This is a genomic window from Corynebacterium timonense (genome assembly GCF_900105305.1).
Taxonomy (GTDB): Bacteria; Actinomycetota; Actinomycetes; order Mycobacteriales; family Mycobacteriaceae; genus Corynebacterium; species Corynebacterium timonense.
The window spans coordinates 1,983,293-2,008,674 of sequence record NZ_LT629765.1 but is presented as its reverse complement, the minus strand read 5'-3'; the positions used below and the strand labels follow the sequence as shown (position 1 = coordinate 2,008,674).

The 25,382-nt window shown below is 66.2% G+C and carries 26 protein-coding genes; 15 read left to right on the top strand and 11 right to left on the bottom strand.

Features of this window, described 5'->3' with window-relative positions; genetic code table 11:
- Positions 1-129: 129 nt before the first annotated feature.
- Positions 130-474, top strand: coding sequence for a hypothetical protein (locus tag BLT81_RS09525; RefSeq protein ID WP_019193807.1), 345 nt, complete (start codon positions 130-132; stop codon positions 472-474).
- A gap of 71 nt (positions 475-545) precedes the next feature.
- On the opposite strand, the gene BLT81_RS09520 is transcribed toward BLT81_RS09525, so the two are convergent.
- The gene (locus BLT81_RS09520; RefSeq protein ID WP_172812389.1) at positions 546-1,100 is read right to left on the bottom strand and encodes an IS3 family transposase; all 555 of its coding nucleotides are present in this window, start codon (positions 1,098-1,100) and stop codon (positions 546-548) included.
- A 482-nt stretch (positions 1,101-1,582) separates the two neighbouring features.
- On the opposite strand from BLT81_RS09520, the gene BLT81_RS12725 reads away from it, so the two are divergent.
- From BLT81_RS12725 to BLT81_RS09510, 3 genes are read left to right on the top strand one after another with little or no spacing between them, the layout of a single operon-like run.
- Positions 1,583-1,978: a hypothetical protein gene (locus BLT81_RS12725; RefSeq protein ID WP_155860809.1), complete on the top strand. Its 396-nt coding sequence runs from the start codon at positions 1,583-1,585 to the stop codon at positions 1,976-1,978.
- An 11-nt stretch (positions 1,979-1,989) separates the two neighbouring features.
- Entirely contained in the window at positions 1,990-2,403 is a 414-nt protein-coding gene (locus BLT81_RS12720) for a hypothetical protein (RefSeq protein ID WP_155860810.1), read from the top strand.
- Positions 2,403-2,855, top strand: a complete 453-nt coding sequence (locus tag BLT81_RS09510; protein ID WP_019193809.1) for a hypothetical protein — start codon at positions 2,403-2,405, stop codon at positions 2,853-2,855. Before BLT81_RS12720 ends, BLT81_RS09510 begins: the two co-directional genes overlap by 1 nt.
- 370 nt (positions 2,856-3,225) lie before the next feature.
- Here the strand turns inward: BLT81_RS09510 and rfbB are convergent, their stop codons facing one another.
- The 5 genes from rfbB to BLT81_RS09485 all read right to left on the bottom strand — a co-directional run bounded on the left by rfbB (position 3,226) and on the right by BLT81_RS09485 (position 9,797).
- Positions 3,226-4,212 carry a dTDP-glucose 4,6-dehydratase gene (rfbB, locus tag BLT81_RS09505; RefSeq protein WP_040421025.1) on the bottom strand — a complete coding sequence of 329 codons (987 nt, stop codon included), beginning with the start codon at positions 4,210-4,212 and terminating at the stop codon, positions 3,226-3,228.
- 9 nt (positions 4,213-4,221) lie between these two features.
- A complete protein-coding gene (locus BLT81_RS09500; RefSeq protein ID WP_019193812.1) occupies positions 4,222-5,400 on the bottom strand; it encodes a hypothetical protein in 1,179 nt (392 codons plus the stop codon).
- Positions 5,397-6,641: a M1 family metallopeptidase gene (locus BLT81_RS09495; RefSeq protein ID WP_019193813.1), complete on the bottom strand. Its 1,245-nt coding sequence runs from the start codon at positions 6,639-6,641 to the stop codon at positions 5,397-5,399. The genes BLT81_RS09500 and BLT81_RS09495 overlap by 4 nt, the downstream gene beginning before the upstream one ends.
- 25 nt (positions 6,642-6,666) lie before the next feature.
- Complete coding sequence (locus tag BLT81_RS09490) at positions 6,667-7,824, bottom strand: alpha/beta hydrolase (RefSeq protein WP_019193814.1); 1,158 nt, start codon at positions 7,822-7,824, stop codon at positions 6,667-6,669.
- Between the two features lie 497 nt (positions 7,825-8,321).
- Positions 8,322-9,797: an alpha/beta hydrolase gene (locus BLT81_RS09485; protein WP_019193816.1), complete on the bottom strand. Its 1,476-nt coding sequence runs from the start codon at positions 9,795-9,797 to the stop codon at positions 8,322-8,324.
- 248 nt (positions 9,798-10,045) lie between these two features.
- Between BLT81_RS09485 and lpdA the strand changes: the two genes are divergently transcribed.
- Positions 10,046-11,458: a dihydrolipoyl dehydrogenase gene (gene lpdA / locus BLT81_RS09480; RefSeq protein ID WP_196794466.1), complete on the top strand. Its 1,413-nt coding sequence runs from the start codon at positions 10,046-10,048 to the stop codon at positions 11,456-11,458.
- A 72-nt stretch (positions 11,459-11,530) separates the two neighbouring features.
- Here the strand turns inward: lpdA and BLT81_RS09475 are convergent, their stop codons facing one another.
- Entirely contained in the window at positions 11,531-11,989 is a 459-nt protein-coding gene (locus tag BLT81_RS09475; RefSeq protein WP_019193818.1) for an SRPBCC family protein, read from the bottom strand.
- Positions 11,990-12,072: 83 nt separating this feature from the next.
- Positions 12,073-13,476 carry an acetate metabolism transcriptional regulator RamB gene (gene ramB / locus BLT81_RS09470; protein ID WP_019193819.1) on the bottom strand — a complete coding sequence of 468 codons (1,404 nt, stop codon included), beginning with the start codon at positions 13,474-13,476 and terminating at the stop codon, positions 12,073-12,075.
- Positions 13,477-13,867: 391 nt separating this feature from the next.
- Between ramB and BLT81_RS09465 the strand changes: the two genes are divergently transcribed.
- The 8 genes from BLT81_RS09465 (at position 13,868) to BLT81_RS09430 (ending at position 21,113) form a co-directional block, all read left to right on the top strand.
- The gene (locus BLT81_RS09465; RefSeq protein WP_019193820.1) at positions 13,868-14,641 is read left to right on the top strand and encodes a succinate dehydrogenase cytochrome b subunit; all 774 of its coding nucleotides are present in this window, start codon (positions 13,868-13,870) and stop codon (positions 14,639-14,641) included.
- Between the two features lie 23 nt (positions 14,642-14,664).
- Positions 14,665-16,737: a fumarate reductase/succinate dehydrogenase flavoprotein subunit gene (locus BLT81_RS09460; protein ID WP_019193821.1), complete on the top strand. Its 2,073-nt coding sequence runs from the start codon at positions 14,665-14,667 to the stop codon at positions 16,735-16,737.
- Positions 16,737-17,486 carry a succinate dehydrogenase/fumarate reductase iron-sulfur subunit gene (locus tag BLT81_RS09455; RefSeq protein WP_019193822.1) on the top strand — a complete coding sequence of 250 codons (750 nt, stop codon included), beginning with the start codon at positions 16,737-16,739 and terminating at the stop codon, positions 17,484-17,486. The genes BLT81_RS09460 and BLT81_RS09455 overlap by 1 nt, the downstream gene beginning before the upstream one ends.
- A 96-nt stretch (positions 17,487-17,582) precedes the next feature.
- Complete coding sequence (locus tag BLT81_RS09450) at positions 17,583-17,954, top strand: hypothetical protein (protein WP_019193823.1); 372 nt, start codon at positions 17,583-17,585, stop codon at positions 17,952-17,954.
- An 80-nt stretch (positions 17,955-18,034) separates the two neighbouring features.
- Entirely contained in the window at positions 18,035-19,318 is a 1,284-nt protein-coding gene (locus tag BLT81_RS09445; protein ID WP_019193824.1) for a DUF445 domain-containing protein, read from the top strand.
- A 39-nt stretch (positions 19,319-19,357) separates the two neighbouring features.
- Positions 19,358-20,179 (top strand): CGLAU_01105 family protein, encoded by an 822-nt coding sequence (locus BLT81_RS09440; protein WP_019193825.1) that lies wholly within the window; start codon positions 19,358-19,360, stop codon positions 20,177-20,179.
- A 33-nt stretch (positions 20,180-20,212) separates the two neighbouring features.
- Positions 20,213-20,530 (top strand): DUF2516 family protein, encoded by a 318-nt coding sequence (locus tag BLT81_RS09435; RefSeq protein WP_019193826.1) that lies wholly within the window; start codon positions 20,213-20,215, stop codon positions 20,528-20,530.
- Positions 20,531-20,603: 73 nt separating this feature from the next.
- On the top strand, positions 20,604-21,113 hold the full coding sequence (locus BLT81_RS09430; protein WP_083337266.1) for a hypothetical protein: 510 nt from the start codon (positions 20,604-20,606) through the stop codon (positions 21,111-21,113).
- Here BLT81_RS09430 and BLT81_RS09425 read toward each other — a convergent pair.
- Genes BLT81_RS09425 through BLT81_RS09415 form a run of 3 tightly spaced genes read right to left on the bottom strand, consistent with a single transcriptional unit; the run spans position 21,110 to position 23,271 of the window.
- Positions 21,110-21,943 carry an LmeA family phospholipid-binding protein gene (locus BLT81_RS09425; RefSeq protein ID WP_019193828.1) on the bottom strand — a complete coding sequence of 278 codons (834 nt, stop codon included), beginning with the start codon at positions 21,941-21,943 and terminating at the stop codon, positions 21,110-21,112. The two genes, BLT81_RS09430 and BLT81_RS09425, sit on opposite strands and share 4 nt — an antisense overlap.
- A 5-nt stretch (positions 21,944-21,948) precedes the next feature.
- Positions 21,949-22,764, bottom strand: coding sequence for a methyltransferase domain-containing protein (locus BLT81_RS09420; RefSeq protein ID WP_019193829.1), 816 nt, complete (start codon positions 22,762-22,764; stop codon positions 21,949-21,951).
- Positions 22,765-22,779: 15 nt separating this feature from the next.
- Positions 22,780-23,271, bottom strand: coding sequence for a DUF2505 domain-containing protein (locus BLT81_RS09415; RefSeq protein ID WP_040421026.1), 492 nt, complete (start codon positions 23,269-23,271; stop codon positions 22,780-22,782).
- On the opposite strand from BLT81_RS09415, the gene BLT81_RS09410 reads away from it, so the two are divergent.
- Together BLT81_RS09410 and BLT81_RS09405 are read left to right on the top strand one after the other, a co-directional pair.
- A complete protein-coding gene (locus BLT81_RS09410; protein WP_040421027.1) occupies positions 23,260-24,303 on the top strand; it encodes a UDP-N-acetylmuramate dehydrogenase in 1,044 nt (347 codons plus the stop codon). The genes BLT81_RS09415 and BLT81_RS09410 overlap by 12 nt on opposite strands.
- A 540-nt stretch (positions 24,304-24,843) precedes the next feature.
- Positions 24,844-25,368 (top strand): O-acetyl-ADP-ribose deacetylase, encoded by a 525-nt coding sequence (locus BLT81_RS09405; protein WP_040421028.1) that lies wholly within the window; start codon positions 24,844-24,846, stop codon positions 25,366-25,368.
- The last annotated feature ends 14 nt before the right edge of the window (positions 25,369-25,382 follow it).

Below are 25,382 nucleotides of genomic sequence, written 5' to 3'. Positions count from 1 at the left end.
CTGGGGTGAGCTGGGTCGCTGCAGACCACCCACCGGGCAGCACGATGACCTTCCTCGGTGTTGTGGTCTTCCGGGACAACCAGAACACCGTCTTCGTACCCACCGCCCCGGAATAAGGAGATCTAATCCATGCCGAGCACACCCCGCAGAGCCGCCATCGCGGTTGCCGCGGTGCTCAGCGCCGTGACCCTGACGGCCTGTTCCTCAGGCGACGGCGCCCGAAACGCCGTCGCCGTCGGGGGCACCTTCCAGTTCCACTCACCAGGAGGCCAAACCGAGATTATCTACGCAAAGGAGGAACGTGCCCCGCTGCCGGACTTCTCCGGCCCGTCGCTGATGGAGGAGGGTGAGGAGATCAGCCTGTCTGATTTTGAAGGCGAGGTCGGGCCCCTGCGAGCCAACCGAGGCGATAACCTGCGACTGAGCCAGGGTCTGTCCGTAGACGACCGACCTGTACTGCACGCCCCTGTCTAAAGTGATGGATCAGACCGGAGACGTTGTCACCGGCGCGCAAGCGCGCTGACAAGGCCATGTCAAGTGCGTCTTTAGCCAGTGATGGGCGCATGTGGTTGGTGATCTGCCAGCCAACAATCTCGCAGGGTGTACGCGTCGAGGACGAACGAGGCGTACACCCATCCGGCACGTGTGGGGATGTAGGTGATGTCCGCGACCTGCAGTCGGTTCGGCGCATCGACACAAAAGTCGCGTGTGACCACATCGGATGGGCAGTTATCGGGGGCAGCGCTGCGGGTGGAAGGCTTTTTCTTCCGGCGCCGGATACCACGGATGCCTTCGAGTGCCATGAGGCGCTCAACGGTGCACCGGGCGAGGTGACCGACATCGCCTCGGCGGTTGATCTCGGCCCATAGTTTGCGCGCTCCATAGCAGGAGTAGTTGTCGTCGTAGATGGCACGCAAAGTGTTGCGTAGTTGTCGGTCGCGGATAGATCGAGATGATTCAGGCCGGGATTTGTGGGCGTAGTAGGTGCTCAGGGCGATTTTCGCGTTGGTTGCTGAAAGGGCGCGAATAATCGGTTCGACCCCGAATTCCTCCCGGTTGTCGTCGATGAACCGGACGACTGCGTGTGTGGGCGCTCGCACGCGGGCGCGAAAAAAGCTGATGCTCTTTTCAAAATCTCGTTGGCGCGCTTCGCTTCAATCAGTTCAGCTCGCAGTCTGCGGTTTTCTGCTGCAAGATCCATAGATTCCGCCCGGGGTTGCCGCGCCGGATTGTTTATGAGCGCGGACCCAGCCGCGCAGAGTTTCCTTGACTGATTCCGAGCTCGACAGCGATGCGGGATATCGCACCACGAGACGTGTCAGGGTCAGCTTGCGCGTGCAGCACCAGTTCGATGGCGCGCTGCCTCAACTTAAGGCGTGTACTTCGAGGGCATGTGTAGGGCTCCTTTTCCAAATTCCTACCCTCTATTAAACCCGGGGCGAACCAAGCAATTAGTGCGACAGCCCCACCGACACACCGAACCGCTCACGCTGCACCTGCAGCATTCCTCCTAGCAGAATCCTTAAGATGTAGCGTAAAGTCTACCGTTGAACAGCCATTGCGCGGTAGCAGCTACTACAGGTTGAACGCGACACACGTAACAGGCATCCAGCTTCACCGCCACCACCTGATAGCGCAGGAGGTTATCAAGAGCAATCCTGATGCCGCAGGAGGACTGGGAAGAAAGGGGCTCAACCCGAGTAACGCACCCGCTATCCAAATGACCCCGGAGGATCACAGACTGACAGAAAGCTGGGGGCCTAAGAAAGAAGCTAAGCGGTATCGTGAACTCCAAGCTGAATTATTCAAGAAAGGTGATACGGATAAGATCTTCCAAATGGAATACGATTTTCTAACTCAACCCCAATTCGAAGGTCGATATGATGAAGCCCTGGACGAGGCAATCGAATACGCACTGAAAGAAGGCTTCATCACCAAATCACCTTCCCCACGCGTCAACCCAAACCAACTCACCTAGGAGACCCCAGCATGGAATTTTCTACTCATCCGCCTGAACCGCTCGAGTTCGGGAAAAACATCGACGACCTTGCATCCCGAATTGCCGACCCCTTCCGACGCGATCTTTTGTCCATGGAAACCTTAAGAGGAACAGCTGATTTCAATGGAGAGAGTCGCTACGTGAAAATACTTTTCGAAAAGGGTCTCTCTACCGAATGCGAGGTCTTATCGCTGGAACCAGGCGACACGTTCCTGGGCATTCCGGTACCCATGCGTGCCACCAAATTCCAAAACGAGTTGAAAAAACGCGATATCCCCACAAAGAAAGAATCAGGCGGCATCACGGTCACTGGCACCGGAGTGTCGTTCTACGTTTTCGAAGGAGAAACTGCCACCATCTGTTGGACCGCGATGGATCCGGACGCTAACCCGAAAGGCGACTAATGGATTTCACTTTTGATTTGCCGCTGCACTTCAATCTCGGCGGCACGGTCGAGGAAAACATCGCCCTTCTCGACGACTATTTCTTCAACAAGAAGGGATCCGGTACCGACCTCGAGGGCTTCCTCCTCATCGACAATGACGGTGCGGAGGAAGAGATGTGGAAGATCGTCTCGATCATCGAAGACGGCAGATGCGTCACCGCCCGAGTGGACTTCAACAACGACAACGTCACCTTCCTCGGCGTCCCCATCGGCCCAGACAACAGCCTACCGGTCGATGAAACAGCGCAGGCACTCGAAGCAAAGGGCCTACAAGTTATCACCCAGGAGTATGGCCTCGTCCTTCCGGATCACTACATCACGATCGAGCCGCGTGACTTCATCTGCTACTGGGACCGGACATACTGGTCCCACGAAGAATTTCTCGCAGAAACCGTCGAACCGGAATTTTAGGCAATAGGCGCTCCACACAGCCTGCGCCGAAATGAAAACAACAATGACCTTTTACACATTCGTTTTCGAAACCCGCTGAACCGGCCGACAATGCCCGCCTCACCGCAATCGAGCATGCCGTCGGCCGGACATTACCCGACGACCACCGGGCCTTGATCAAAGAAACAGGCGGCGGCACCTTCAACCTTGACAAGACGCAAAACCGCATGTGGAGTGGTTTGACCCGCGGAGCATCAATGCGTGCCCTGATGGTACACAGCCGGGTACGGAGATCGACCCTAAAGCTGAGATCATCGTGGACAAGGAGGTTCACGAGTTCGGGGAGGAGGGCAGCAAAGAAGTTGCCTTGCTGCGCTACTCCTAGCGCCTTCTACTGCCCGTTTTGCGCGTACCGCTTTTCGACGCCCTCTTTCACGCCCCGCCACCAGCTTTCGTTCTCGGAGTACCAGGCGATGGTGCGCTCTAAGCCCTCACGGATGGTGGGGCTGTAGCGCGGGCTCCACCCCAGCTCGCGCCGCAGCTTCGTGGCATCCATGGCGTAGCGCTGGTCGTGGCCTGGCCGGTCGGCCACGTGGACGTACTCGCCGCCCATGATCTCGCAGATGAGCTCGACGACCTGCTTGTTGGTGGTGCGGCTGGGTCCGGCCCCGATGGTGTAGGTGTGCCCGCTGCGGCCGCGCTCGAGGATGGTGAGCACGGCGTCGTTGTGGTCGTCGACGTGGATCCAATCGCGCACCTGGGCGCCGCTGCCGTAGAGCTTGGCGGGGCGCCCGGTGAGGAGGTTGGTGATCTGGCGCGGGATGAACTTCTCCACGTGCTGGTAGGGGCCGTAGTTGTTCGAGCAGTTCGAGATCGTCGCATCGATGCCGAAGCTGCGGATCCACGCGCGGACCAGGTGGTCGGAGCCGGCCTTCGTCGCCGAGTAGGGGCTTGAGGGGTTGTAGGGGGTGTCCTCGGTGAAGGCCTCGTCGCCGTCGAGAGGGAGGTCGCCGAAGACCTCGTCGGTGGAGATGTGGTGCAACCGCGCCCCGTGGGCGCGCACCGCCTCGAGCAGCGTGAACGTGCCCACGAGGTTCGTCTGGACGAAGGGGGAGGGGTCGGCCAACGAGTTGTCGTTGTGGGACTCCGCCGCGAAGTGCACCACGGTGTCGCAGCGGGCCACGAGCTCGTCCACCAGCGCGGCATCGGTGACGCTACCGTGGACGAACTCGACGTCGCAGCCGTCGAGGTTGGCGCGGTTGCCGGCGTAGGTCAGCGCGTCGAGCACGACCACCTCGGCCACCCCGCGCTCGCGCACTAGGCGCACGAAGTTGGAGCCGATGAACCCGGCGCCTCCCGTGACGAGCATTCTTCCCATGCCGTGTAACTATACGGCCCGCGCCAGGCCGACGGCGTGGACGGCCGCGCCCGCCAGGGGCCCGACGACGAGGGCGACGATCACCGTCGTCGCGACGTCGAACGGCAGGGCGAACATGAGGCTAAACGCCACGACGGAGGCGACGCCCCAGCCGGCGACGTACCACGCGTGCTTGTCCTGCGCGAGCACCGCGATGCCGGTAATCATCAGCGCGCCGATGAGCGCCGAGGCGAACGTGAGCGCCCCCAGCATGGGCCCGGGCACGAACATTTCCGGGGTGAACGCCAGCCGCAGGATCCACGGGCCGAACGCCCACGCCGCCACGAAGCCCGCCGCGCCCACGCCCAGCACGGCGGCGATGGGGGCGACGAGAGCTCGGTAGATGCTGCCGCGGTGGTCCACGAAGCGCACCACCAGCGCGGACTGGAAGCGCTGCAGCGGCACGAGCACGGGGGCGCGGGTGAGAATCACGGCGTTGATCATCGCCGACACCGCCGCCCCCTCCGACAGGGGGAACGCCGCGTTCGCCGCCGTGGGGAAGCCCGTGATCAGCGCCGCAGAGGCCCCCGAGGCCAGCATCGCCGAGCCCACCCGCCGGGCAAAGGCTCGCTTGTCGACGTCCACCTCGCCGCCCAACCCGCGGCGCAGAAACACCACCCAGCTCGCCGCCCCGATCACCGTGATCAGCAGGAAGGCCCCGAGGCCCCACCCGGCCCACCACGCCACCAGCGCGAGGACGAGCCGGACGCCCGAGTCGAGCGCCACGAGACCCGCGTAGCGGTCCCACATCCGCGTGCCGCTGAGCACCCCCGACAGCGCCGCCTGCGCCACGTAGCTGGCGAGGCCGACGACGAGAAGCCCGGTGGCCTGACCGGGGGCGGGGGGGACGACGTGCGGCATGAACAGGACCCCGCCCACCGCGCCGGCGACGACGGCCGCCACCGCGAGCCAGGCGGCGACACGCCACGGCCGCGCGCTGCCGCGGCGGCCGGTGTCGCCGGTGGCGGCGACGGCGCGGGTGGTTTCGTGCGTGAGGCCGTCGATCAGCCCGGCGGAGGCGAAAAATAGGCCCCAGAACGCCGCGAAGTAGCGGTAGTCCGTGTCGGCATCGAGGGCCCACTGCGCCACCCACAGCACGACGAAGCCGGAGACGGCCGCGAAGATGGTGGCGAGGGACAGGCTTCTCACGGGCACTCCGGAAGCACGGCGTGGTTGAGCCAGGCGTCGAGCACCTCGTCGACGCCGTCGGCGTGCGGGCGCAGTGCGGCCGCGAGGTCGCACGGCTCGACGATCCCGTGGGCGTTCCTCGCCACGTACTGGCGCAGGCCGGCGAAGAAGCCCGGGTCGCCGATGTGGCGTCGTAAAGCATGCAGCGTGATCGCCCCACGCTTGTACACCTCGTCGTCGAACATGTGCCGCGCGCCGGGGTCTCCCAGCGGGAAGCTCGGGGCGGGGAGCCGGCCGTAGTGCTCGCGGACGATGTCGTCGATCGCCTCGCCCGTGTGCTCGGCCCAGAGCCACTCCGCGTAGCAGGCGAAACCCTCGTTGAGCCAGATGTCGTTCCACTGCGCGATGCCGAGGGAGTTGCCGAACCACTGGTGGGCCAACTCGTGGGCGATCAGGCGCTCGTTGCCGCGCAGGTGGTTGGCACCGAAAATGGCCATGCCCTGCGCCTCCAGCGGAATCTCGAGCGGGTCCTCCGTGACCACGACCTCGTAGCGCTCGAAGGGGTACGGGCCGAAGAGGTCGCGGAAGACCTCGAGCATCTCCTGCTGCGCGGTGAGGTCCCCCGGCTGCGTCCCGGCGGGCAGCCACGCGTAGGTGTCCTCTCCAAGGCGGCGGCGGGCGTACTGGCCCACCTGCACCGTGGCCAGGTAGGAGGCCATTGGGGCCGCAGTGAAGTTGGTCACCGCGGTGTAGCCGCGGTCGGTGCGGATATCGAAGGAGTAGGTCGCCTTCTCGTCGGGGGTGTCGTCGCAGGGAAACCACGTCGAGGCGCCGTTGGGCTGGTTGGCGACCAGCGAGCCGTTGTCGAGCTCTTCCCAGCCCAGCGCGCCCCACGCGGTGGGCTTCGTGCGGGGGTTTCCCTGGTAGCGGATGCGCAGGGTGAACTCGGAGTCCACCGGCACCGCCTCGGCGAAGCGGATGCGCAGCTTGCCGCCCGACTGGCGGAATTTCGCGACCGCGATGCCGCCGGAGGCGTCGACCTGGCGGGCCCGGAGGTTCTCGTCCAAGTCGAGCGTCATGTGCTCGACGTCGCGCCAGTTGGTGAGGGTCAGCGTCGCCGTGGCGGCGAGCCTGTTCGGCCCGACCTTGTAGTCCATGTCGAGGTGGTAGTGGGTGACATGGAACCCCAGGTTGAAGTCGACCCCCGTGTACTCGTCGCGGGTACCGGGGATCGGGGTCGAGCGCAGCCTGTGGGTTTTCACCCGGGCTAGTCTACTCGGGGGTGGCCTACATGCCGAAGGCCGGGGCGATGGTGGTAAACCACGCCTTCTGGATATCCTCGCGCCACACCGGCCAGGAGTGAGTGCCCTTGTTGCGGAACTCGTAGTGGGCCGGGATGTCCAGCTTGTTCAGCTTGGCGCGCAGGTCGTGCGAGCACTGGTTGATGGCGGCCTCGATGACGCCGCCCTCGATCTGCAGCTGCGCCGCGCCGATCGAGCCGATCGCCGGCGGGACGCCCTGCCCGGCGAGGAAGCCGACCATGTCGGTCTCCGAGGCCAGGCCCGTACCGGTGGAGATGTACAGCGCGGTGCCGCGGAGCTTCTCGGCGTTGGCGAGCGCGTCGTTGTAGACGTTGTACGGCCCGCCCATCGGGCCCCACATCATCTCGGGGGTGACGGTGCGGAAGTCGCCCGAGCCCGAGGCGCGGTTGACGGTCAGGCGCGCGTAGTTGTACGCGTGCGGCGAGGACGTGGCGGCGCAGCCGGAGAAGGAGGCGGCGGCGTCGTAGAAGCCCGGGTTGTGGGTCGGCAGCACCAGGGAGGAGGTGCCGGACATGGAGAATCCGACGATCGCGCGGCGCTGGTCGGCGTTGAGGGTGCGCTCGATGGGTCCGGGCAGCTCGCGGGTGAGGAAGGTCTCCCACTTCTGCGGGCCGTTGATGTACATGGACTCGATGTCGTCGCGGACCCAGTCGGTGTAGTAGGAGAACGCGCCGTCCTGCGGCACGACCACGTTCACGCCCTTGCCCGCGAAGAAGTCGCGGGTGCCAAAGCGCGTCAGCCAGTCGGCGTCTTGTTCGGCGCTGCCAGCGCCGTTGAGCAAGTAGACGATCGGCGCGTTTGCAACACGGTTGCCCTCGGCGTCGGTCGCAGGGATGACGGCGATGGGGATGTCGCGGTCCATCGACGGCGAGTAGACCTTGTAGGACAACACATTCTTGTGGTCGACCTGCTGCACCCAGCCCTGCGGCCTGGAGGTGCCCACCACGAGGGGCGGATCGTTCGGGGCGTCCCAGGCCTTGACGGTGCCCTCCCGGACGCCGTCCTGGGCCGCGGCCTGGGAGGCGTCAGAAGCAGGGGCGTCTGCGTGGGCGGCCGCGGGGGCGATCCCGAGCGCCAGAGAGAAAGTAGCGGCCAGGGCGAGGGCCGAGCGTGACATGGTCATTGGAAGGTTCCTTCGAATAGGCGGCTTTCAGCGTTTTCACACCCCGCGGCACGCCGGAAGGCAGTCTGCGGCATGCTAGCTGGGTATCGAGGTTAATGTAGCTGATTTCCCCGCCGGGCACGACCCGAAACACACATACCATTGTTACTTATGTGAAAATTGTTACTAGCGAGGTTTGGTTCACTGTGTAACAATTGCCCTGCCCACGGCGACGTACAAGCCGTACGACGCGGACATACCAATCTCCAACCTGGAAGGACTACCTATGCACCCGATTGAACAGATTCAGCTGCAGATCAACGAGGCCCTCGGCCACTTGGTCCACCTCGGCTCCTCGACCTCCTCAAACATCGCACTGGGGCTGGGCCTTTTCTAAGGCGCCGGGCAGCAGCGCCCGCCGCGCGCGGCGGGAACGAAAAAACCGCCCCTGAATAGGGGCGGTTTTTTTATGTCCGCGGCGATGGTTAACGCTCGGGGAGCGGGGCCCGGCGCGATTCTTACTTCGGGCCGAGCTCCGCAGAGGGCTTGCCGGTCAGCGCCGGGCCGATGGTCTCGGTCCAGGAAATGGAAAGGTCGTCGAGCCAGTACGGCCACGAGTGCGTGCCGGTGTTGCGGAAATTGAAGTTCGCGGGGATGCCCTTGCTGTCCAGCTTCGCCTTGAGGTCGTGGGTGCAGCTGTTGGTCACGCCCTCGATGACGCCGCCCTCGACCTGCAGCGTGAACGCGTTGGAGGACGCCTGCGGGAAGTTCGAGCTGTCGTCGTTGAGGTAGTAGCCGAGAAGGTCGGTCTCGCCGGCCAGGCCGGACGCGTTGGACACGTAGAGCGCGGTGCCGGCCAGCTTTTCAGCGTTGACGAGGGCATCGTTAGAGCGGTTGTAGTCCGAGCCCATCGGGCCCCACACCTGCTCCGGGGTCGCCCCACCGCGGTTGAGGGTGAGCTGTGTGGCGAAGTACGGCACCGGCGTGGAGGTCGCCGGGCAGCCGGAGAAGGCGCCAACGGCGTCGAAGGTGCCGGGACGCTGCTCTGCGAGGAGAAGGGCGGACGTCGCAGACATGGAGAAGCCCACGACGGCGCGCTTCCCGTTTGCACCCAGGTGAGCCTCGATGGCCTGGGGCAGCTCGTCGCCCAGGAAGGTCGTCCACAGCTGCTTGCCCTTGTAGTACGTGTTCTGTGCTGGGACGGACTGCCAATCGACGTAGTAGGAGAATGCGCCCTCCATCGGGATGACCACGTTGACGGCCTGGCCGCGGAAGGTTTTTTCCACCTGGGAGTACGCCTGGGCGATCCAGTCGGTGTTCTGCTCGGAGCCGCCGGCGCCGTTGAGCAGGTACACCGTCGGCGCCCCCTGGACGCGCTGGCCCGCGGTGTCGGTCGCCCAGCGCACGGCGACCGGGATGTCGCGCTCCATCGCGGGGGAGTGCACCGACAGCGCCTCCCACTGCGCGTTGCGCTGGACCGTGCCGAACCACGTCTGGGGCTTGCCCTGGTAGTCCACCGGCGCGGCGGCCAGTTGCGTGACGCCCTGGACGGTCTGCTCGGCGGGGTCCTCAGCAGCGGCGTCCTGCTCGCTCGCGCCCTGCTCGGCAGCGCCCTGGGTAGCGGCAGTCTGCGCGATCGCGGCCCCCGACTCCCCGGCGGGCAGAGTAGGGGCCACCGCAGCGGCGGGCGCCGCTGCCTTCGGGCTCTTCGTACCCTGGCTCGTCGCGGGCTGAGCGGCGCCGGCGTCCGTGGTGTCCTTCCCCTCGTTCGAGGCAGCGCCGGACTCCGTCAGCTTGGCCAGAGCCTGCTCCAGTACGGAGGTGTCGCCCGCCTCCGCGGCGAGCGTCGACTTGGCGTGCCGGAAGTTGACCGTCGGCTCGTGCAGCGGGGGCTCGCTCAGCGGCTCCGCGGACAGGTGAGCGGTGGCGGGAATGGCGCCGAGCGCAATGGCGATGGCCGCGGAGGCGGCGACGGCGGGGCGTGTGATTTTCATGCGACTCGCTTTACTCGTTGTCGGGGGTGGATCGGTGAGCCCACGGCCTCGTATGTGCGTGGTGGCGCTGCCCGTGTACCTACCTGGCCCGAACCGGGACGGGACCGAGGCGATACCGTGGCAGTCTCTGGGAATATCTTGCCAGAAGTGTGCGGCATTACAACGCGAAGGGCAATATATGCCGCCGCGCAGAGAATAATTTTGCTCCACCCCGCCACGGTGGCTGAGACGCACGTATCCTTGTGGGCGTGAGTAACGAACATTTTGACGTTGTTGTCCTCGGCGCGGGCCCCGGTGGGTACGTCGCCGCGATCCGCGCTGCACAGCTGGGAAAGAAAGTCGCCGTTGTTGAGAAGAAGTACTGGGGCGGTGTGTGCCTGAACGTGGGCTGCATCCCCTCGAAGTCGTTGATCAAGAACGCCGAGGTCGCCAGCATCTTTAAGCACGACGCCAAGACCTTTGGCATCAAGGGCGATGTGGAGTTCGACTACGCGGACGCACACAAGCGCTCGCGCAAGGTCTCCGAGAAGATCGTCGGCGGCGTGCACTTCCTGATGAAGAAGAACAAGATCACCGAGATCAACGGCGTGGGCACCTTCAAGGACACGAAAACCATCGAGATCACCGAGGGCGACGACAAGGGCACGACCGTCACCTTCGACAACTGCATCATCGCCACCGGCTCCGTGGTGCGCACCCTGCCGGGCATCGAGCTCTCCGAGAACGTCGTGTCCTACGAGGAGCAGATCCTCAACCCCGAGGCCCCGAAGAAGATGGTCATCGTGGGCGCGGGCGCGATCGGCATGGAGTTCGCCTACGTGCTGTCCAACTACGGCGTCGAGGTCACCGTCGTCGAGTACATGAACCGCGTGCTGCCGAACGAGGACAAGGACGTGTCCAAGGCCATCGCCCGCGAGTACAAGAAGCTCGGCGTCAAGCTCCTCACCGGCCACGCCACTACCGCCGTGCGCGACAACGGCGACTCTGTTGAGGTTGACGTGAAGAAGAACGACTCGGACGACACCGAGACCCTCACCGTCGACCGTGTCATGATCTCTGTCGGCTTCGCCCCGCGCACCGAGGGCTACGGCTTGGAGAACACGGGCGTTGAGCTCACCGAGCGCGGCGCCATCGCGATCGACGAGCGCATGCGCACGAACGTCGACGGCATCTACGCCATCGGCGACGTCACCGCGAAGCTGCAGCTCGCCCACGTGGCCGAGGCCCAGGGCATCATCGCCGCCGAAGTCATCGCCGGTGAGGACACCCTGCTTATCGACGACTACATGATGACGCCCCGCGCCACCTTCTGTAACCCGCAGGTCGCCTCCATGGGCTACACCGAAGCCCAAGCCCGCGAGAAGTGGCCGGACCGCGACATCAAGGTGGCCACCTTCCCCTACTCGGCAAACGGCAAGGCCCTCGGCCTCGCGGAGTCGCAGGGCTTTGCCAAGCTCGTCGCCGACGGCGAGTTCGGCGAAATCCTCGGCGCGCACCTTGTCGGCGCGAACGTCTCCGAGCTGCTGCCCGAGATCACCCTGGCGCAGCGCTTCGACCTCACCTCCAAGGAGATCGCGCGCAACATCCACATCCACCCGACGCTGTCCGAGGCACTCAAGGAGGTCGCCCACGGCGTCGAAGGCCACATGATCAACCTGTAGGCATCGCGTGACGACGCACAAAAGGAGCTCACCGTACCGGTGAGCTCCTTTTGTGTCGGTGTGGTTCGGGGTTTATGCGCCGGAGACGGCGGCCGCGACGGCGTCGAGGCTCGTCTCGAGGAAGTCGTCGTCGAACTTCTCGGTCATGGGCAGCAGGTCGTCGTCAGCGAGCTCGGAGCGGTCGTAGGTCAGGGTCACGCTGGTGTGGTCCGGGTCGACCGGCTCGAGCTCGTAGAGCCACTTCGCGCCAACGGTGACGTTGGAGGTGATGTTCTCGAGGTTCTTCCAGCCGATCACCTTGTTCTCCTGGAAGGCGAAGACCTCGTTGCGGGTCTGGTAGTCGCCGTCGTCGTTCTTCATGTTCATGGTGAAGACGTCTCCGACGGCCTTGATCCGCTCTGCCTGGTCCGCGGAGGCGACCATGCCGGAGTTATCGGTCTCCGGGTGGCGCTCGGGGTTGGACAGAAGGTCGAAGATCTGGTCGGCGGGGGCGTCGATGACTCGGTTTACGGTGTTCTTGGTCTCAGTCATGGCGCCCAGTGTAGAGAAAAACGCCTACCGCGGTTCTGTGCAGGTGCTGGTGCTGGTTGGAGGCGGTGAGAGCTCGCCGCGGGCTAGTAGGGCGCGATCGATGTGGTGTGCGGGTCGACGTGGATGCCGTGCTGGATCGAGGGAAAGGCGCGCTGGGGGCAGTTTTCGCGCGGGCAGACGCGGCAGCCGGCGCCGATGGGGGTGGCCTGGGTGGCGTCGTCAAGCAGTAGCCCCCGCGCGTAGATGGTCCGGTCGGCGTGGCGCGCCTCGCAGCCGAGGCCGATGGCGAAGAGCTTTTCCGTCTCGTTGAACTGGAAGCGGTGGTGGCGCACGGCGCGGGCGATCCACAAGTAGGTGCGCCCGTCCGGCATCATCGCGTGTTGGCGCACGGATTCCCCGGGGCGGGCGAAGGACTCGTAAATGCCCCAGAGCGGGCACGTGCCGCCCGAGGTGGAGAAATGGTAGCCGGTGGCGGACTGGCGCTTGGAGATGTTGCCCGCGCGGTCGACGCGCACGAAGGTAAACGGAACACCCCGCATGTTGGCGCGTTGGAGGGTGGACAGGCGGGAGGCCACCGTCTCGTAGCCGACGCCGAAGACGTGGCAGAGGTAGTCGACGTCGTAGCCGTGGCGCTCCGACTCGGTGTGCATGAGCGTGTAGGGCAGCAGGGTGGCGGCGGCGAAGTAGGAGGCGATGCCGCGCCGTGCCAGGTTGGCCGCGGTTTCGGTGGAAAAGGGCTCGGCGGCGACGTGGGCGTCGATAAGCGAGCCTGCCTCGAGGTAGCCCAGCTCGGAGGCGATGCGGAAGGCGCGCTGGCCCGACGACAGGATGGGGGACAGGGTAAGCACTCCGCGCTCGATGTCAAGGCGGTGGAGGACGCCCTCCTCGGCGGGGATCGTGGTCACCTCGATGCCGTGCTCGCGCGTGATGCGGCGGGTGAGCTCGCGCTCAGTGGTGTGGATGCCAAAGCGCTCCACGCCGATCAGCTCCGCGAGGGACTCGGCGGCGTGGTCGAGGTCGTCGAGGTAGTTCTGGCGCGAGTAAAAGAAGTCGCGGACCTCGTCGTGCGGCATGGACAGGCTCTCGGCTGAGGAGACACGCGAGTCCGTGGCCAGGGTGAGCTTGTCGCGGGCGTTGCTGTAGCGGCGGTGCATTTCCACGACCGTGCGCGCGACGGATGGGTGGCGGTAGACCAGCTCCGATAGCTCCTGCAGTTCGATCTGGGGGGTGCCCAGCTCCTGGTCCTCCACGACGTCTTTCAGCTCGGCGAGCAGCCGCGAATCGTCGTCGCGGGAGAAGAAGGTGGCGTCGACTCCGAAGGCCTCGGTGATCCGCTTGAGCACCGGCACCGTCAGTGGCCGCACGTCGTGCTCGATTTGGTTGACGTAGGACGCGGAGAGCTCGAGGGCGGCGGCGAGGGAGGCCTGGCTCAGGTTGCGTTCGCGGCGCAGCTGCCGCAGCCGCGACCCCACGTAGGTCTTGGGCATGGCTTTATCTAACCACCCCCGCGCGGAGCGGGCACGCATGTGTGCGAAGAAGTGTGAAAAGTCTTCGCATGTGCATCGGTACAGGCCACTGGGGTGACGAGGGGTTAGTGCTGCCTAACAGTCGAAAGTTTGACACCCTTTGGGGTCACGTGAGGGGCACGGGCCATACCCGCGCGCGGGTAGTGACGAAGGTCACATATGCCCGTTGTGGCGCGACGGGGTAGCGGACTCGGCTCGGAAAACGCTGGGAGTGGGCTTTCGTGGCGCTGGGGGACACGACCGCCTTCGGCGGGGCCGCGGTGCGCGAGGTGGTGGTGGGGGCCGTTCGGGGGCGGAGAAGTAGGTGAAGGTTCGGCGCATTTCGTAAGGTGAGTACGACACTGGAGGTGCCATGACTGTTCAAAACGCAGATCGTGACGCAGTTCGTCACGGAAAAATTACTGAAAAGCCGCTGCGCGAGCAGCCGTCTTTCCCGACGTGGGCCATTAAGCTCACCATGGCCATTACGGGCATCCTGTTCGGACTGTTCGTCCTCGGCCACATGGTGGGCAACCTTAAGATCTTCATGCCGCTGCACAGCAACGGCGTGGCCCCGATCGACGAGTACGCCGAGTTCCTGCGCACCATGGGTGCGCCGCTGCTGCCGGAGGGCGTTCTCCTCTGGGTGATCCGCATCGTCCTGCTGGTCGCCCTTGTCCTGCACATCTACGGCGCCTTCGCGCTGCGCGCCCGCTCTTCTCGGTCCCGCGGCAAGTTCAAGCGCACCGGCCTCATGGGCGGCTGGCAGTCCACGGCGACGCGCTCGATGCTCATCACGGGCGTCATCCTGCTGCTCTTCGTTATCTTCCACATCCTCGACATGACGCTGGGCGAGGTCGTCGCATCCGACGAGTTCGTCCACGGCGCGGTGCGCAACAACCTGATTGCCACCTTTGATCCGAGCCGCTGGTGGGTGGCCCTGATCTACATCGTGGCCAACCTGGCGCTTTTGCTCCACCTCACCCACGGTATCTACCTCGCGGTCTCCGACCTCGGGTGGCTGGGCAAGCGTGGCCACGCGATCATGGTCATTCTCGCTTACATCCTCCCGGCGCTCGTCGTCCTCGGCAACGTCGTCATGCCGATCGCGATCATGCTCGGCTGGGTCCCCAATTTCGAGCGGTAACGGCTGATTAGGAGAACATTCACATGACTACATCCATTAACCCGCAGGGCTCCGGGTCCGAGTCCCAGCAGCCCGCGGCCACCGAGGCGACCGCCGCCGGCGCCCCGCAGGCCTTCCGTCAGCCCGACTCCGTTGTCCCCGGCGTGACCCCCGGCCTCATCCTCGACAGCGCGGAGCCGAACCGCCACGAGGTCCGCATGAAGGACATGTGGGAGTACCAGAAGGACCACATGAACCTGGTCTCCCCGCTCAACCGCCGCAAGTTCACCGTACTCGTGGTGGGCACGGGCCTCTCCGGCGGCGCCGCGGCCGCCGCGCTCGGCGAGCTTGGCTACAACGTCAAGGTGTTCACCTACCACGACGCTCCCCGCCGCGCGCACTCCATCGCCGCGCAGGGTGGCGTGAACTCCGCCCGCGGCAAGAAGGTCGACAACGACGGCGCGTACCGCCACGTCAAGGACACCGTCAAGGGCGGCGACTACCGCTGCCGCGAGTCCGACTGCTGGCGCCTGGCCATCGAGTCCGTCCGCGTCATCGACCACATGAACGCCATCGGCGCACCGTTCGCCCGCGAGTACGGCGGCACCCTGGCCACCCGCTCCTTCGGCGGCGTGCAGGTCTCGCGCACGTACTACACCCGCGGCCAAACGGGCCAGCAGCTGCAGCTGTCCACCGCGTCGGCCCTGCAGCGTCAGATCCACCTGGGCAACGTGGAGATCTTCACCCACCACGACCTGATGGACCTGATCATCACCGAGAAGGACGGGAAGAAGCACTGCAACGGCATTGTCACCCGCAACCTCATCAACGGTGAGATCGCCCCGTTCACCGGCCACGCCGTGATCCTCGCCACCGGCGGGTACGGCAACGTCTACCACAAGACCACGCTGGCGAAGAACTCCAACTCCTCCGCGATGATGCGCGCTTACGAGCGCGGCGCCTACCTCGCCTCGCCCTGCTTCATCCAGTTCCACCCGACCGGGCTTCCGGTCAACGCCAAGTGGCAGGCGAAGACCACCCTGATGTCCGAGTCGCTGCGTAACGACGGCCGAATCTGGACGCCGAAGGAAAAGGAAGACGACCGCGACCCGAACGAGATCCCCGAGGAGGAGCGCGACTACTTCCTCGAGCGCCGCTACCCGGCCTTCGGCAACCTCGTTCCCCGCGACGTCGCCTCGCGCGCCATTTCCCAGCAGCTCAACGACGGCTATGGCGTGGGTCCGCTGCACAACTCGGCGTACCTCGACTTCACGGATGCTATCGAGCGCCTCGGCGAGTCCACCATCCGCGAGCGCTACTCCAACCTTTTCGAGATGTACGAGGACTCCACCGGTGAGGACCCCTACAAGGCCCCGATGCGCATCGCGCCGACCGTCCACTTCACCATGGGCGGCCTGTGGACCGACTTCAACGAGATGACCTCCATCGACGGCCTCTTCGCCGCCGGCGAGTGCTCGTGGACCTACCACGGCGCCAACCGCCTCGGCGCGAACTCGCTGCTGTCGGCCTCCGTGGACGGTTGGTTCACCCTGCCGTTCACCATCCCGAACTACCTGGCGGATCACCTCGGCGAAGACGCGCCGGCCGCCGACTCCCCGGAGGCGCAGGAGGCCGTCCAGCGCGCTCAGGACTTGATCCAGCGCCTGATGAGCGTCAAGGGCCCCGAGCCGCACGGCCCGGAGTACTTCCACGAGCAGCTCGGCGACCTCCTCTACGAGTACTGCGGCGTGTCCCGCACGGTCGAGGGCCTCCAGGAGGGCATTGAGAAGATCCGCGCGCTGCGCGATGACTTCTGGGCCAACATTTCCATCCCGGGCTCGGCGGACGACATGAACCAGACGCTCGAGGCCGCTATCCGCCTGGTGGATTACATCAACCTCGGCGAGCTCATGTGCATTGATGCCCTCGACCGCGACGAGTCCTGCGGCGCCCACTACCGCCTCGACCACCTCACCGAGGACGGCGAGGCGCAGCGTGACGACGAAAACTGGTGCTTCGTCTCCGCCTGGGAGCCGGCCGGCGAGGGCGAGTTCATCCGCCACGCCGAGCCCCTGCACTTCGATTCGATCCCTCTGATGGCAAGGAACTACAAGTAATGAAACTGACACTTGAGATCTGGCGTCAGGCCGGACCCGATGCTGAAGGTAGCTACGAGACGGTCCAGGTCGACGACGCCGTCGAGCAGATGTCCATCCTGGAGCTGCTCGACCACGTGAACAATAAGTACGTCGAGGAGGGCAAGGAGCCCTTCACCTTCGCCTCCGACTGCCGCGAAGGCATCTGTGGCACCTGCGGCGTGAGCGTCAACGGCCGCCCGCACGGCGCCGGCCAGAACACGACGGCCTGCCTGCAGCGTCTGTACAACTACAAGGACGGCGACACCCTGCGCATCGAGCCGTTCCGCTCCGGTGCGTTCCCGGTGATCAAGGACCTCGCGGTGGACCGCTCCGCGCTCGACCGCGTCATGCAGCAGGGCGGTTACGTCTCCGTCGCCGCTGGCACCGCCCCCGACGCCGACACGCTGCACGTCAACCACCACGACGCCGAGCTTGCGCTCGACTACGCCGCCTGCATTGGCTGCGGAGCCTGCGTCGCGGCCTGCCCGAACGGTGCCGCGCACCTGTTCACGGGCGCAAAGCTGAAGCACCTCAAGCTGCTCCCGCTGGGCAAGCAGGAGCGCGGCAAGCGCGCGCGCCAGATGGTCGACGAGCTGGAGACCAACTTCGGCCACTGCTCGCTGTTCGGCGAGTGCGCGGACGTCTGCCCGGCGGGCATCCCGCTCGACGCGGTGGGCGCCATCAACGCCGAGCGCGCCCGCGCAGCGTTCCGCGGCGGCGACGACTAAAACAACGACGCGGCGCTGACCGGGCGCCGTTGACGGGGTGCCATATACTGAGGCAGAGAACCCCTTTTTCCGAGGCGAACGAAGGAACTGAGCGACATGGCTAACTCCAACCAATCCGTGGCGGACATCCGCAACGAGTCCTTCCCGGACTATGTGGCCCGTATCGAGGACTCCTACATCGAGGGCTACGACCCAGTCTCGCTGGGCGCGCCGCACTCCTCGCTGCACACCCGCAAGCTGTGGGTGGGCATGGGCTTCATTCTCGCCGCGCTGTTCGGCATCGGTTTGGCCGTGTGGGGCGTCGGCGCCCACCTGTACGGTACCGGCACGCAAGCTGACTACGGCACGAAACTGCTCATCCTCGGCCTCGGCGAGGTAGCCATCACACTCGTGATCGGCTTCGGGCTCATCTTCGCTGGCCGCAAGGGCTACAGGGAGTACCGCGAGCGCACCGGCCGCGTGAACTAGCGCGCCGCGCCCGCCTCGCTGAAGGGCCCTCGCCTTGTGGCGGGGGTCCTTGTGTCGGTGGGGCCTGCTTTAATCGGGTCATGTCTTCTCACGCTTTCGCGCTGCCCACCCCGGGGGACGAAGAACAGCGTCGTACCACCCTGCGGCGCTACAAGTTTTCCGTCACCGGGCTGCTGGTCGTCATGGCCGCCATCTTCCTCACCTGCTCGTGGCTGCAGTCGCGCGGCGACGCCGGCGCGTGGGTGGGCTACGTACGCGCCGCCGCCGAGGCCGGCATGGTCGGCGGGCTCGCGGACTGGTTCGCGGTCACCGCGCTGTTCCGCCGCCCGATGGGCCTGCCGATTCCGCACACCGCGCTCATCCCGCGGAAGAAGGACCAGGTGGCGGGCGCGCTCAGCTCCTTCGTCAGCGAGAACTTCCTCAACGCCCAGACGATCACGGCGAAGGTGACGGCCGCGGACGTGCCGCGCCGCGCTGGGCAATGGTTGCGCGAGCCGGACAATGCGGAGTTTGTCTCCGCGCGCGTCGGCAGCTTCATCGAGCGGGCGGTGACGAGCATCGACCCCGACGAGGCGCAGCGTCTCATTCAGAACCAGGTCATCGAGCGCGCCAGCCGCCCCGCGTGGGGCCCGCCGCTCGGCCGCGCGCTCGACGGCCTCATCGCGGACGGCAAGCTCGAGCCGCTTGTCGACGACATGGTGGCGTGGGGGCGTCGAAAAGTACACGAGATGGAAGACAGCATCGTGGCGATGATCGACGAGCGCATGCCCCGGTGGGCACCCCGCTTTGCGAAGGAGCTTGTGGGCGAGAAGGTCTACCGCGAGCTCGTCAGCTTCATGGCGGACGTCGACGAGGACCCACACCACGAGGCGCGGCGCGCCATCCGCCGGCAGATCTCGCAGTTCGCCTACGACCTGCAGCACGACCCGGAGATGATCTCGCGCGTAGAGGGGCTGAAGGGCGACGTCCTGAACTCCGACGCGTTGGCCTCGATATCCGGCGGGGTGTGGGAGCAGGCGTCCGCCTCGCTCGTCGACGCCGCGGCGGACCCCGACTCGGCGCTGCGGCGCAGAATCGCGGGCCTGTGTCGGGAGTGGGGCGACAAGCTCGTCACCGACCCCGAGGTGCGCGCGTCGGCGGCGCGCGCCCTAGAGCGGGTGACCCGGTTTGTTGCCGAGAACGGGGCCGGGGAGATCGTAGGGATCATCTCGGAGACGATCGAGCGTTGGGACGGGGAGGAAGCGAGCGAGAAGATTGAGCTCATGGTGGGCAAGGACCTGCAGTTCATCCGCATCAACGGCACGGTTGTTGGTGCGCTCGCGGGTTTAGCTATCTACACTTGCTACCAGATACTTTTCTTCTAACAACCGCCATGCTCACCCACGCAACGAAGGGAGCCTCCGATGGCCTCTGATTACACCCCGCACAACGATGTCACCGGTAACTTCGACAAGGATGACCCGAACGCGCCCAAGGCAGAGGTCCGCGGCGAGGCGGGGGACAGCGCGCCCGACGCCGCCGTAAAGGATTCGAACGCAGAAGACAACGGCTCGGACACCACGGGTTCGCTGATGGATAACCTGAAGAGCGCCGGCGAGGCGTGGCTGCTCGCGGGCTCTGCCCTGGGCAACGTGGCCAGCCACTTTGTGGACACGTTCCGCGCGGATCGGGAGTCTGACGCCCCGCAGGGAGCGCACGCCAAGGACGATGGCGTCGACAGCTCCGAGGGCATCGGTGAGCGGCTGAAGGCGGCTGTGGACAACGCGCGCTCTGCGTTCAACTCCTCGGAGAACGACCGTGACTTCCGCGCAGCGGCGACGTCCTTCGCGTCGGACGCCGAGGACATCTTCCGCGATTACGCCGGGTCGGCGTCGCGCGCGGGCGACGCCACGGTGAAGTCGCCGCAGACAGAGGACGCCAAGGCCGCATTCAAGGACGCGGTCGCGGAGGTGCGCGAGACCTTTAACCAGGCGGTGAAGGACGTGCGCAACCGCGCCGACGAGTCCGACGTCGACGCGGAGGGCGCGGTCAACGAGATGCGCAGCCGCCTCGATGCGCTCATCGCTAAGGTCAGCGACCAGTTCGACAGGGGCGAGGGCGACCAGGGTGACGCGGGCGCCGCCGACGACGATATTGTTGAGGGCGAAGTTGTCGACGAGACCACACCGTCTACCGACACCGACACTGACACTGACCACACCACCAACCAGCGCGCGGGAGAGTAAGCACCGCCCCGCGCCAGAAAGAAAGACCGCAGCTTGTTTGGATTTGGCGCGTTCGGGCCCGTTGAGTGGCTCCTCCAGCTTCCCGTGATTGTGCGCGGGATACTTTTCCTGCTCGTGGGCATCGCCGGCGTCGTCGGCGCGGCCACGGCCGCCGCGACGCGCGACGACGCCTTCGATGCCGCCGACCGTAAGGGCAAATGGGTCTGGGTGGGTATCCTCGCCGCGTCGAGCTTGGTGTGCCTGCTGCAGGCCCCGTTCCTCGCGTGGTTCGGGGCGGTGGCCATCGGCGTCTACTTCTTCGACGTCAGGCCGCAGCTGAACAACATCCTCCGCGGCAACTACGGCTGGTAGGAGCAGTGGACGACCTCGAGTGGCTGGCCACCCGGGTAGGCACGAGCCTGCTGGGGGCCGGCCGCCTTTTAGCGTGGACACCGTCCACTCCGTGGGCACCGTGGATCCCGCCCCCCGCGCCGCGGGCGTGGTGGTCGAGCCGACGCACGTCGCCGCCGCGGCACGGCTCGGGGTGCCGGTCGTCGCTGTTATAGGCTGGCCCACCGGCCGGCACCACAGCGTGATCAAGGCGGCAGAGGCGAGGCTTTCCGCCGAGACAGGGGCGAGCGAGGTCTGGCTCGCTGTCGACGCCGAGCTCGCCGAGGATTCCGCGGTGCTTGCCGACGTCATCGCGGTGCGCCAAGCACTTCCCCCGGGAACCCTGTTCGGCGTGATCCCCGGCGCCAGCGCCGCGGCGGTGCAGGCCGCGCACCAGGTGGGCGCGGACGCTCTTGCGGTCTCCGCGGACATGGACATCCCCGACGCGGCTGTTCCCGTGGCTGTGTACGGGGGCCCCGACGACCTCGACTCCATCATCGCCGCCCTCGAGGCGGGGGCAGCCCGGGTGTACCCGGGGCGTGTAAAGCAACGAGACTGCGCTTAGGCTGCGCGGGCGCTGGTCGGGGTCGGCACCACGCTCGTCTCCATCCCCGGTTCATGCTGGCCGTCCTGGGTCGGCACGGCGTGTGGCAGGTTGTACAGGTCGACGTCCTCGCCCTCGGCGACGACGCGCAGCCCGCCGTCGACGACGGTGAACTCGCTGATGCGTATCGCGCCCGCGTTGATCTCGCCCGTGTTGTCCTGCAGTGCGTTGGTCAGCCCTTCGGCGACAATGTCGGGAAGCTCGAAGCCGAAGAGCGAGGTGGAGGCGGCTTCGATCTGGAGGGCGCCGTCGACGACGGTGGGGCGCAGGTCGACGGAGGCCGCGCTGCCGCTGACATCGATGGTGAACGTGCCCTCGGAGGGGTTGGATCGCACCGCGGAGACGGTGATGAGTTCCTGGAGGAAGGAGCCGCCGATGGTCCCCTCGAGGTTGGAGGCGAGCTGCTCCTGGAGGAGGGCGCGCACGTAGTCGTCGGGTAGCTCGGTGGTCACGGAGAACCGGTCGGCGACCTGGCTGTCTCCCGTGATGCGCAGGTTGTCCAGGGAAATGGTTGCGGCGGGCTGCCCGGCGTAGGTGTCCCCGGTGGCGGTGAGCGTGGATGGGGTGGCGATGCTCACGTGGGGGACCACGCCGCGCACGAGGCCGAAGAGGATTGGGCGTGAGCCCAGGGACACCTCGGTGTCTTCAGCGGCGATGGCGCCGGGGCTTTCTTCCGCGATGCCAGAGCGGATCTGGTTGGAGATGAAAGCGCGCAGTCCGAGCTCGCTGAGGAGCACGATGATGAGAATGGCGGCGAGGACACCGATGACGACTTTCCAGGCGGTCTTCATGCGTCTCATCTTACGGCGGGCGCGACGGCTGCCCAATCGATGGACAAGGTGCAGTCGCGCAGCTTGCGGCGCAGCGGGTGCACGGGCCACCCAGCGGCTTTGAGCGCGGCGTGGGCGTGGACCCACCGAACGCGCGGGCCATGGGGTGCCCACCCGGCGGCCTGGGCCCAGGCAGCGTCCGCGGCGGCGAGCAGGGCATGGATCTTCTCGCCGGGCACGTTGCGGTGGATGAGCGCCTTGGGCAGGCGCTCGGCGACGTCGGAAGGGGCGTCGACGTCGGTGGGGTCCCAGGAGAGGTGGAGGGAGCGGGGGCCGGTGGCGTCGAGAAGCACCCACGCTGCGCGGCGGCCGAGCTCGTCGCAGGTGCCTTCGACGAAGAAGCCGCCGGGGGCGAGCCGCGAAACGACGGACTCCCAGACGGCGGGGACGTCGGCGACGTCGTACTGGCGCAGCACGTTGAAGGCGCGCACGAGGTGGGGGCGGTAGCCGGCGAGCTCGAAGCCGCCGAGCTGGAAGCGCACTCCCTCGCGCGGGGCGAGCACGCGGGCCGGGTCGATCTCGAGGCCGACGACCTCGACACCCGGGTTGATCTGACGCAGCCAGCGGGCCCACTCGACGGTGGTGGTGTGCGAGGCCCCGTAGCCGACGTCGAGCGCGAGCGGGCGCTCGACGGAGCGCAGCAGCGACTGGATCGCCGGGTTGTGGCGCGTCCACCGGTCAGAGCGCCGCAGCCGGTTCACCCCGGTCGTACCGCGGGTGATCACGCCAAAAGGCCGGCCGCGCCCGGACTGCGCGCGCAGGTTATGGGCGTGGTCGGCCATCGGGTCAGGGAAGCCCTAGAGGTTGTCGGTGATCCACTGCTCGGTGAGCTTCGCCTCGTTGCCGAAGATCTCCTCGAGCGCCTCGCTGACCTTCGGTTCGAGCGCGGCGCCCATGAAGGGGATGCTCACCTTCGCCTCATTGTCGTAGGCCAGGGTGGTGGTCTCGCCCTCGCCGGACAGGGCGATGGTGCCGGAGAAATCAACCGGGGTGCCCTTGACGTCACCGGTGTACGACAGCTCGGCGGTCTCGCCCTCGAGGGCGCCGATGGTGACCACGCGCTTGAGCTTGAGGTCCTGCGAAATCATGGCCTGCGCGGCCTCGGGCAGGATGGACTGCGGGAGGATCTCGTACAGGGTGGCGGTGTCGCCGGTGAAGTCGGCCAGTTGGCCCGGCTCGGGAGAGAGCGTCTCGGCGATGAACTCCCAGTATTCCTTCGTCGTAAACGCCTGGTGGACTTTCTGCGCCGAGTGGTTGACGGTGACGTTGATTTCGCTGTGTGCAGTCATGCCCATCAGACTACCGTTGATGCCGTGTCTGATTCATCTTTCGCCTCCCTTACGACCCTGCGCGTCGGCGGCACGCCCCGCGCGCTGATCCGCTGCACGAGCGCCGACGAGCTCGCCTCCGCCGTCGCGCGTCTCGACGCCGAGACGGCGCCGCTGATCGTCGTCGGCGGGGGCTCGAACCTCCTCGTGGCCGAGGGGGAGCTCGACGTCACGGCCGTCCTCGTCGAGAACGCGGGCATCGAGCTTGTCGACGCCCACACCCTCCGCGTCGGAGCAGGCACCGTGTGGGACGACGTCGTCGCCTTCGCCGTCGAGCGCGGCCTCGGAGGCATCGAGGCGTTGTCCGGAATCCCGGGCTCGGCGGGTGCGACCCCGGTGCAGAACGTGGGGGCTTACGGGGCGGAGATCTCCGAGGTGCTCACCCGGGTTCGTCTGTGGAACCGCGAGACGAACACCGACGAGTGGGTGTCGGCGCAGTCGCTGGACCTGGCGTACCGCTACTCCAACCTGAAGTTCACGCACCGCGCCGTCGTGCTGGAGCTGGAGCTGCGGCTCGAGCCGACGGAGCTGTCGCGGCCGCTGCGCCACCTCGGCGGGCAGCGCCTGCCGCTGGCCGAGGCGCGGGAGAACGTCCTGGCCACGCGCCGGGCGAAGGGGATGGTGCTCGACGCCGCCGACCACGACACCTGGTCCGCCGGGTCCTTCTTCACCAACCCGGTGGTGGACCCGGCGCTTGCCGACGCCATCGAGGCGCAGGTGGGCGAGGAGGGCATGCCGCGCTTCGCACAGTCGGACGGGCGGGAGAAGCTCTCGGCGGCGTGGCTGATCGAGCGCGCCGGGTTCCCCCGCGGCTACCCTGGCGAGACCGCGCCCGCTCGGCTGAGCACCAAGCACACCCTGGCGCTGACGAACCGGGGCGGCGCCACCGCAGGCGACATCGTGGAGTTGGCCCGGCAGGTCCGAGGGGGCGTCGAGAAGCGCTTCGGCGTCACCCTCGTGCCCGAGCCCGTGTGGGTGGGCGTGGAGATTTAGATGAACTTCCCCGAGCAGGTTGGCGGGGTGGTGTTCTATCGTTGATCGCACAGCGCCCTTCTCTATAAGCAGGCTGAAACACCGAAGGTAGGAAACCATGACACAAGAATCCTGGCTGATGATCATCGTGCTCTTTCTGCTGATCTACTCTCTGACGATCACCCTGATGTATCTTCGCCTGTCAAGAAAATTGAGGGATCGGACGTAGTCCACTCCCCCTACCCAGGAAAGCCCAGCGTTAACTTGGGCTTTCCTATTTACGAATAGAGAACACGAACATCCGAGAGATCTATCTATTCCCTGGCTGCGTCAGCTCTATTACTTTTCGTTTTTGCTATGGCCCCTGGGCTCACGCACAATCAAAATCCCAGCCCGAAATGGTCCTCTTCGCCAGCAGCCCCCCCCAGGTGGCTGACGATCGGATCGGGCAGCTCTGGGTGCAGAAGGATCACCAGCCAATAGCGCCTATGTGCACTGCTAGCTGTAGTTCCATGGCCCGACGTGAAAGGGCGGGCCACGCCACTCGCGTAGCGTGGAGCCATGAGGATTTCCGTAGTGCCGGGTGACATCACGACGCAGCAGGTGGATGCGGTGGTCAACGCCGCCAACCACACCCTCATGGGCGGCGGGGGCGTCGACGGCGCCATCCACCGCGCCGGTGGGCCCGAGATCCTGCGCGAGTGCCGAAAGATCCGGGAAGACGAGTGGCCCGATGGCTTGCCGACGGGCGAGGCCGCGCCCACCACCGCCGGCAACCTGCCCGCGCGCTGGGTGATCCACACCGTCGGCCCGGTGTGGGCGAAGACGAAGGACAAGTCGGGCCAGCTCGCCTCCTGCTACAGGCGCAGCCTCGAGGTGGCCGCGGAGCTCGGGGCGCGGTCGGTGGCCTTCCCGCTCGTCTCGGCGGGGGTCTACGGCTGGGCCCTCCCGGACGCCGCGCGCATCGCGGCGGAAACGGCCCGTGCGTACGCGGAGGAGCACCCGGACAGTCCGGTGGAGGAGGTGCGCTTCGTGGCCTTCAGTGAGAAAACCCGCGCCGCCCTCGAGGAGGCGGCGCGGGAGTAGGGCGTCGAGAAGCG

What these genes read in the sequence shown, in the direction of transcription:
- BLT81_RS09525 (WP_019193807.1), top strand. Translation starts at nt 130, where the DNA reads ATGCCGAGCACACCCCGCAGAGCCGCCATCGCGGTTGCCGCGGTGCTC.
- BLT81_RS12720 (WP_155860810.1), top strand. Translation starts at nt 1,990, where the DNA reads ATGGAATTTTCTACTCATCCGCCTGAACCGCTCGAGTTCGGGAAAAAC.
- BLT81_RS09510 (WP_019193809.1), top strand. Translation starts at nt 2,403, where the DNA reads ATGGATTTCACTTTTGATTTGCCGCTGCACTTCAATCTCGGCGGCACG.
- rfbB (WP_040421025.1), bottom strand. Translation starts at nt 4,212, where the DNA reads ATGGGAAGAATGCTCGTCACGGGAGGCGCCGGGTTCATCGGCTCCAAC.
- BLT81_RS09490 (WP_019193814.1), bottom strand. Translation starts at nt 7,824, where the DNA reads ATGACCATGTCACGCTCGGCCCTCGCCCTGGCCGCTACTTTCTCTCTG.
- BLT81_RS09485 (WP_019193816.1), bottom strand. Translation starts at nt 9,797, where the DNA reads ATGAAAATCACACGCCCCGCCGTCGCCGCCTCCGCGGCCATCGCCATT.
- BLT81_RS09475 (WP_019193818.1), bottom strand. Translation starts at nt 11,989, where the DNA reads ATGACTGAGACCAAGAACACCGTAAACCGAGTCATCGACGCCCCCGCC.
- ramB (WP_019193819.1), bottom strand. Translation starts at nt 13,476, where the DNA reads ATGCCCAAGACCTACGTGGGGTCGCGGCTGCGGCAGCTGCGCCGCGAA.
- BLT81_RS09465 (WP_019193820.1), top strand. Translation starts at nt 13,868, where the DNA reads ATGACTGTTCAAAACGCAGATCGTGACGCAGTTCGTCACGGAAAAATT.
- BLT81_RS09460 (WP_019193821.1), top strand. Translation starts at nt 14,665, where the DNA reads ATGACTACATCCATTAACCCGCAGGGCTCCGGGTCCGAGTCCCAGCAG.
- BLT81_RS09455 (WP_019193822.1), top strand. Translation starts at nt 16,737, where the DNA reads ATGAAACTGACACTTGAGATCTGGCGTCAGGCCGGACCCGATGCTGAA.
- BLT81_RS09450 (WP_019193823.1), top strand. Translation starts at nt 17,583, where the DNA reads ATGGCTAACTCCAACCAATCCGTGGCGGACATCCGCAACGAGTCCTTC.
- BLT81_RS09445 (WP_019193824.1), top strand. Translation starts at nt 18,035, where the DNA reads ATGTCTTCTCACGCTTTCGCGCTGCCCACCCCGGGGGACGAAGAACAG.
- BLT81_RS09440 (WP_019193825.1), top strand. Translation starts at nt 19,358, where the DNA reads ATGGCCTCTGATTACACCCCGCACAACGATGTCACCGGTAACTTCGAC.
- BLT81_RS09425 (WP_019193828.1), bottom strand. Translation starts at nt 21,943, where the DNA reads ATGAAGACCGCCTGGAAAGTCGTCATCGGTGTCCTCGCCGCCATTCTC.
- BLT81_RS09420 (WP_019193829.1), bottom strand. Translation starts at nt 22,764, where the DNA reads ATGGCCGACCACGCCCATAACCTGCGCGCGCAGTCCGGGCGCGGCCGG.
- BLT81_RS09415 (WP_040421026.1), bottom strand. Translation starts at nt 23,271, where the DNA reads ATGACTGCACACAGCGAAATCAACGTCACCGTCAACCACTCGGCGCAG.
- BLT81_RS09405 (WP_040421028.1), top strand. Translation starts at nt 24,844, where the DNA reads ATGAGGATTTCCGTAGTGCCGGGTGACATCACGACGCAGCAGGTGGAT.